Genomic DNA, 7,122 nt, shown 5'->3' on the forward strand with positions numbered 1-7,122 from the left:
AAGCCAGGCGCGGGCGAAGCTTCGGAGATCGAGCCAGCGCATCGCTTCAGGCCGCCTCGCCGGCAACCCGGCGGCCGATCTCGGGCCAGCGCCCGTGCAGCCAGACCCAGGCCACCAGCCCGACGCCCAGCATCAGCAGCGAGGTGGCGGCGAGCGCCAGCGTGGAGTGCATCACCAGTGGCGCGACCACGCCGGCCACGATGCCGTTGGCGGTCGAGCCGATCACGGCCTGCAGCGACGAAGCCATGCCGCGGCGATCCGGGTGCAGGTCGAGCACGAGCAGGGTGACGACCGGCACCATCAGCGCCCAGCCGAAGGCGAACACCGCCAGCGGCCACAGCGCCCAGGCCGCATGCGGCGTGAAGAGGGCATTGGCGATCACGTTGACCATGGAGGTCGCCAGCATGATCACGAAGCCGTCGCGGATCTGCCGCTTCGGCGCCACCTTGCCTGCCATCCGGCCGCTGGCCCAGGCGCCGGCCATGATGCCGCCGATGGTCAGGATGAAGAACCAGAAGAACTGAGTCGGCGCCAGCGCCAGGTGCTCGCCGAGGAAGGCCGGCGCGGCGAGCACGTAAAGGAACATGCCGTTGAAGGGCACGCCGCTGGCCAGTGCCAGCAGCAGGAAGCGCGGGTCGGAGCACAGGTCCCAGTAGCCGCGCATCAGGTGCCGCACCTCGAAGGGCTGGCGCTGGCTCCTGTGCAGCGTCTCGGGCAGCAGCTTGAAGTTGGCGACCCACAGCACCACGCCAACGCCGACCAGGAACCAGAAGATGCTGTGCCAGCCGAGGTGGACGAACAGGAAGCCGCCGACGATCGGCGCGATCGCCGGCGCGATGCCGAAATAGATCGTCACCTGCGACATGACTTTCTGCGCTTCGGCCGGCGGGAACATATCGCGGATGACGGCGCGCGAGACCACGATGCCGGCGCCGGTCGACAAGCCCTGCAGGGCGCGAAACAGCACCAGCTGGCCGATGGTCTGCGACAGCGCGCAGCCCAGCGACGCGATCGTGAAGACCGCCAGCCCCCACAGCACCACCGGCCGGCGGCCGAAGCTGTCCGACAGCGCGCCGTGGAACAGGTTCATGAAGGCGAAGCCGAACAGGTAGGCCGACAGCGTCTGCTGCATTTCGGCCGGCGTGGCGCCGATCGAGCGCGCGATGCCCGAGAAGGCCGGGATGTAGGTGTCGATCGAGAACGGGCCAAGCATGCCGAGGACCGCCAGCAGCACGGCCAGCGCCCAGCGCGGCGCGCGCCAGAGTTTGTCGGCTTCGGGGTTCATGGGGGGTGTCTCCGGTCGATTCTTGGTGTTCTCGAAAAAAAGAAGGGCGCCCGAAGGCGCCTTCTTTGTCCTGCTTGCAGCGAGCCTACAGCGTATCGATGAAGCTGCGCAGCTTGTCGGAGCGCGACGGGTGCTTCAGCTTGCGCAGCGCCTTGGCCTCGATCTGGCGGATGCGCTCGCGCGTGACGTCGAACTGCTTGCCGACTTCTTCCAGCGTGTGGTCGGTCGACATCTCGATGCCGAAGCGCATGCGCAGCACCTTGGCTTCGCGCGGCGTCAGGCTGTCGAGGATGTCCTTGACCACGTCGCGCAGGCCGGCCTGCATCGCGGCCTCGATCGGCGCCGTGTTGCTGCTGTCCTCGATGAAGTCGCCCAGGTGCGAATCGTCGTCGTCGCCGATGGGCGTTTCCATCGAGATCGGCTCCTTCGCGATCTTCATGATCTTGCGAATCTTGTCTTCCGGGATCTCCATCTTGGCGGCCAGGATGCTGGCGTCGGGCTCGAAGCCGAACTCCTGCAGATGCTGCCGGCTGATGCGGTTCATCTTGTTGATGGTCTCGATCATGTGGACCGGGATGCGGATGGTGCGCGCCTGGTCGGCAATCGAGCGCGTGATCGCCTGGCGGATCCACCACGTGGCATAGGTCGAGAACTTGTAGCCGCGACGGTATTCGAACTTGTCGACCGCCTTCATCAGGCCGATGTTGCCTTCCTGGATCAGGTCGAGGAATTGCAGGCCGCGGTTGGTGTACTTCTTGGCGATCGAGATCACGAGGCGCAGGTTGGCCTCGATCATTTCCTTCTTGGCATCGCGCGAAGACGATTCGCCTTCGTTCATGCGCTTGTTGATGTCCTTCAGCTGCGTCAGCGGCACCACCACGCGCGACTGGATGTCGGTCAGGCGCTGCTGCAGTTCCTGCACCGGCGGAATGTTGCGCGCCAGCACGGCGCTCCAGGGTTTGCCGGCCGCGGCCTGCTTCTCGACCCACTTGAGGTTCAGCAGGTTGGAGGCGACGCGGTTGCCGTGCTTGTCGTAGCCGCTGAAGTCGCGGATGAATTCTTCCTGCGGGAAGCCGCACTTGTCGACGATGATGCGGCGCAGTTCGCGCTCCTTCTTGCGGACGTCGTCGACCTGGGTGCGCACCAGGTCGCACAGCTTCTCGATCGTGCGCGCGGTGAAGCGGATCGTCATGAGCTCTTCGGACAGGGCGTGCTGGGCCTTGTCGTAGGCCGGCGTGCCGTAGCCTTCCTTGTCGTAGATCTTGTGGACCTTCTCGAACAGCGAGGCGATGCGGTCGAAGCGCTCGAGCGCGTCGCGCTTGAGTTCCTCGAGCTTCTTGGTCAGCGCCTTGGAGCCGCCCTTGCCGTCGTCGTCGTCTTCCTCGTCGAATTCGTCGAAGTCTTCTTCGGCCACGTAGTCGTCGGCCTCGTTGGGGTTCGAGAAGCCGTCGACGATGGTCGAGATCACGACCTTGCCGTCACGGATTTCCTGGCCCAGGCGAAGGATCTCGGCGATGGTCGCGGGCGAAGCCGAAATGGCTTCCATCATGGCCATCAGGCCGCCCTCGATGCGCTTGGCGATCTCGATTTCGCCTTCGCGCGTGAGCAGCTCGACCGTGCCCATCTCGCGCATGTACATGCGCACCGGGTCGGTGGTGCGGCCGAATTCGCTGTCGACGGTCGACAACGCGGCTTCGGCTTCTTCTTCGGCTTCCTCGACCGTGGTGGCGGTCGGGGCGGTGTTGTTCAGCAGCAGGGTCTCGGCGTCGGGCGTCTGCTCATAGACGGCCACGCCCATGTCGTTGAGCATCGTGACCACGACTTCCATGGTCTCGGCGTCGACCAGCTTGTCGGGCAGGTGGTCGGAGATTTCGCCGTGCGTCAGGTAGCCGCGGGTCTTGCCCAGCGTGATCAGGGTCTTCAGGCGCGAACGGCGCTTGGCCAGGTCTTCTTCGGAGAGCACGGTCTCGTCGAGGCCGAACTCCTTCATCAAGGCGCGTTCCTTCGCCTTGCTGATCTTCATGCGCAGCGGCTTGACCTTTTCCTCGGTCGTCGTGGCCGCCGGTTCTTCACCGACCAACTCGTCTTCGATGTCGGACAGGTCGATGTCGCTGCCTGCAGACTCGTTGCCGGCCTTCGGCTTGCGGCCGCGCTTGGCGCCGGTGGTGGTGGCGGCGCCGGCGGCCTTGGGCGGGCGTCCCACCTTCTTGGCAGCGGGCTTGGCGGTCGTGGGGTCGGCGGAGAGGGTCGTTTTGGTAGGCACGGTTTTCACTTTCGTAGCTGCTGACGCCTTGGAGGCGACGGCACCCGTCTTGGTTGCCTGCAGCGCGGCGGTCTTAGACGGTTTTTCTGCAGCGGGCTTCTTGGCAGCGGACACGGCAGGCTTCTTTGAACTGGGCATACGACCTCGTACAACAAGATGGACCAAGCGGAATCACACGCGCCTCGAACCCGGCGCAGGCAGGAGCACAAACACTGAGGCTGAGGGAACGCGAGCCCCCTGGCAGCCGTCAAAAGGCAAGATGTCGGGCGAACATTTGGTGTGCAGTCCTTGCGGTGTATTGACCCGTTTCCCGTCGGGAAGTGCATTGCGCATGGGGTCGGCCCGGAGGTGCTGCTGTCGCTCTTGCCTGTCGCTAGACGCTGGCTGGCGTCTAGCTAAGCCTTACATTATAGCGCGCTGCTCGTTTTTCAAGCACTGTTTGTGCTGGGCTTGAGGCGATTTCGCAACTCCAGCCGGCGCGCCTCGAGCGCCTTGTAGCGCTCCAGGGCCCGCGGATCGCTGCCCACCGCCGCAATCGCCTCGCTTTGCTGGGCCTTGAGCAGGTCGTCCAGCATGTAGTCGAGCACGTTGCGCAGCTCGCGGGCCGCGTCGGCCGCCTGTTCGCCTTCGGCATCGCCGATCGGGCCGCCGTCCGGGCCGGTCATGACCCGCACCGCCAGCGACTCGAAGCTCAGGCCGCGCAGGCCCTCGCGCAGCGCCGCCCAGGGTTGGACCCCGTGCTCATGCGACTGGCTGTCGAGCCAGGCGAACAACTGCCCGTGCTCGCCGGGCAGGTCGCACAGCAGGGCATGAAGCTCATGAGACAGCGCTTCCCACTCGGCCGGGTTCGACAGCACCAGCCGCGCCGCAACGTCGGCCCGGCTGGTCGGCAGGCGGCGCCCGCCCGGAGGAGGGCGGGGCGGCGTCGGCTGGCGAAAGGACTTGAAGCGCCTCTTTTCCGGACCGCTGCGCGCCTGTTCGTCGAACCATTGGTCGCGGCTGGCCCAGTCCTCTTCGGACATCTCGGAAGAGGCCGGTGCCGAACGGGCCGGCGCCGGGATTGGCGTCCGCGATGCCGCCGGCGCCCAGAGCTCGCCGAGTTCCTTGGTGCCGAGCTGCACCAGGGCGGCGATCTCTCCGAGCAGCTGGCGCTTGAGCGCGCCCTCGGGCAGCGCGCTCCACAGCGGCCGGGCGTTGCTCGCCATGTGGGCGCGGCCCTCGGCCGTCGACAGCTCGCAGCCCTCGCGGGCCGCCTCGATTAGGAAGCGGCTCAGGGGCGTGGCCTCGGCGACGAAGCGCGCGAAGGCGTCGGCGCCGAATTCGCGGATGAAGCTGTCGGGGTCGTGCTCGGCTGGCAGGAACAGGAACTTGATGCTGCGCACGTCGGTGGCGTAGGCCAGGGCACCGTCGAGGGCCTTGCGCGCGGCGCGGCGGCCGGCGGCGTCGCCGTCGAAACTGAAAACCACCGATTCGGTGAAGCGGAACAGCTTCTGGACATGCTCGGGCGTGCAGGCGGTGCCCAGGGTGGCGACCGCGTTCGGGAAACCCAGTTGCGCCAGCGCCACCACGTCCATGTAGCCCTCGGTGACCAGCGCATACCCGCGGTCGCGGAAGGCGGCCCGGGCTTCGTAGAGCCCGTACAGCTCGCGTCCCTTGCTGAAGACCGGGGTTTCGGGCGAATTCAGGTACTTGGGCTTCTCGTCGCCGAGCACCCGGCCGCCGAAGCCGATGCACTCGCCCTTGACGTTGCGGATCGGGAACATCACGCGGTCCCGGAAGCGGTCGTAGCGCTTGCCGTCGCCGTCGTCATTGGCCTCGCCGACGATCACTAGGCCGCTTTCGGCCAGCAGCGGATCGTCGTATTCGGGGAACACGCTGGCCAGCGAGCGCCAGCCGGCCGGGGCGTAGCCGATTCCGAACTGCTTCGCGACCTCGCCCGAGACCCCCCGGCCCTTAAGGTACTCGATCGCGCCGGGCGACTGCCGCAGCTGCTTGCGGTAGGCTTCGCCGGCCTTCTCGAGCACTTCGGTCAGCGTGGCCTGCTTCTGCCGCTGGCCGGCGGCGCGGGCGCGCTCCTCGGGCGAGGCGTCGTCCTCGGGCACCTGCAGGCCGTATTGGCCGGCCAGGTCGTGCACCGCCTCGACGAAGCCCATGCCTGCGTGCTCCATCAGGAAGCCGATCGCATTGCCATGCACGCCGCAGCCGAAGCAGTGATAGAACTGCTTGGTTGGGCTTACCGAGAAGGAGGGTGATTTTTCGCCGTGGAAAGGGCACAGGCCCATGAAGTTGGCGCCGGCCTTCTTGAGCTGGACGTAGCGTCCGACGATTTCCACCACGTCCGCGCGTGCGATCAGTTCCTGGATGAAAGAAGCGGGGATGGTCATGTAGGCTCGGAACTCCAAATGATACGCAAGCCGCCGGGCCCGCGCCGTCCGGACGCATACTCGATGGTCCGAAATCGACGCATGATCCGCCACTCATTCATCCACGCCGCTCCGGTGCTTCGCCACCCGCTGCGTTTCGGCTGGCAGGCGCTCAAGAGCTTCAAGGCCAACCAGGGCCTGCTGCTGGCGGGGGCGGTGGCCTACTACGCGCTGCTGTCGATCGTGCCGCTCCTGATCGTCAGCGTGATCGCGCTGTCGCACTTCATCGAGCAGGCGGCCCTGCTGAGCGCGGTGGGCCGCTACCTGGCCTGGCTGCTGCCGGGCCAGTCGCAGGCCATCGTCGCCGAGCTGTCGAACTTCCTGAACCATGCCGAGGTGCTCGGGCCGGTGCTGCTGGTAACGATGATCTTTTTCAGCTCGCTGGCCTTCACGGTGCTCGAGAGTGCGATGGCGGTGATCTTCCACCACCGCAAGGCCGAGCATTCGCGTCACTACCTGATCTCGGTGGTCATGCCCTACATCTACATCCTGTGCCTGTGCATCGGCCTGCTGCTGGTGACGCTGGTGTCGGGCGCGCTGCAGGTGATCGGCGAGGAGAGCGTTGAGCTGCTCGGCTACAGCTGGTCGCTGTCTGGCGTCTCGGGCGTGCTGCTGTACCTGCTCGGGCTGGGCGGCGAGATCTTCATGCTGACCTCGCTCTACCTCGTGATGCCGGTCGGCCGGCTGCGGCTGCGCCATGCGCTGCTCGGCGGCGTGACCGCCGCGCTGCTATGGGAGGTCACGCGACGGGTGCTGGTGCTGTATTTCGCCACGCTGTCGCAGGTCAACGTGGTCTATGGCTCGCTCACCACCGCGATCGTGGTGATGCTGAGCCTCGAGATCGCCGCCACGCTGGTGCTGTTCGGCGCCCAGGTCATCGCCCAATACGAGCGCTACGAGCGCACCGGCAGCCTGAAGCCGGCCGAGGACGACGACGGTGCCCTCGGTAGCAATGCGACCCCAGGCCGGCGCCGGGCCGCCCAAGGCGGCCTGCGGCCCCCCGGGGGGGCAGCGACCACACGAAGTGAGGGAGCGGGGGGCTACATCAGCGCGGCGCGAGCCGGATCGCGCCGTCGAGGCGGATCACCTCGCCGTTGAGCATGTCGTTCTCGATGATGTGCCTGGCCAGCTTGGCGTAATCCTCGGGGGTG

3 protein-coding genes and 2 pseudogenes are annotated in these 7,122 nt (G+C 66.6%); 1 reads left to right on the forward strand and 4 read right to left on the reverse strand.

Features of this window, described 5'->3' with window-relative positions; genetic code table 11:
- Positions 1–46 precede the first annotated feature (46 nt).
- From AC1DY5_RS35595 to dnaG, 3 genes are all read right to left on the reverse strand, one after another.
- Positions 47–1,285: a multidrug effflux MFS transporter gene (locus tag AC1DY5_RS35595; RefSeq protein WP_478119202.1), complete on the reverse strand. Its 1,239-nt coding sequence runs from the start codon at positions 1,283–1,285 to the stop codon at positions 47–49.
- 85 nt (positions 1,286–1,370) lie between these two features.
- The gene (gene rpoD, locus AC1DY5_RS35600; RefSeq protein ID WP_478119203.1) at positions 1,371–3,686 is read right to left on the reverse strand and encodes an RNA polymerase sigma factor RpoD; all 2,316 of its coding nucleotides are present in this window, start codon (positions 3,684–3,686) and stop codon (positions 1,371–1,373) included.
- 290 nt (positions 3,687–3,976) lie between these two features.
- Positions 3,977–5,932 carry a DNA primase gene (gene dnaG, locus AC1DY5_RS35605; RefSeq protein ID WP_478119204.1) on the reverse strand — a complete coding sequence of 652 codons (1,956 nt, stop codon included), beginning with the start codon at positions 5,930–5,932 and terminating at the stop codon, positions 3,977–3,979.
- A gap of 81 nt (positions 5,933–6,013) precedes the next feature.
- Between dnaG and AC1DY5_RS35610 the strand changes: the two are divergent.
- A pseudogene (locus AC1DY5_RS35610) lies at positions 6,014–6,883 on the forward strand (YihY/virulence factor BrkB family protein); the annotation flags it as partial.
- 133 nt (positions 6,884–7,016) lie between these two features.
- Here the strand turns inward: AC1DY5_RS35610 and AC1DY5_RS35615 are convergent.
- Positions 7,017–7,122, reverse strand: a pseudogene (locus tag AC1DY5_RS35615) (3-hydroxyacyl-CoA dehydrogenase); the annotation flags it as partial.

The sequence above is a fragment of the Variovorax sp. P4_D9 genome (genome assembly GCF_056401695.1).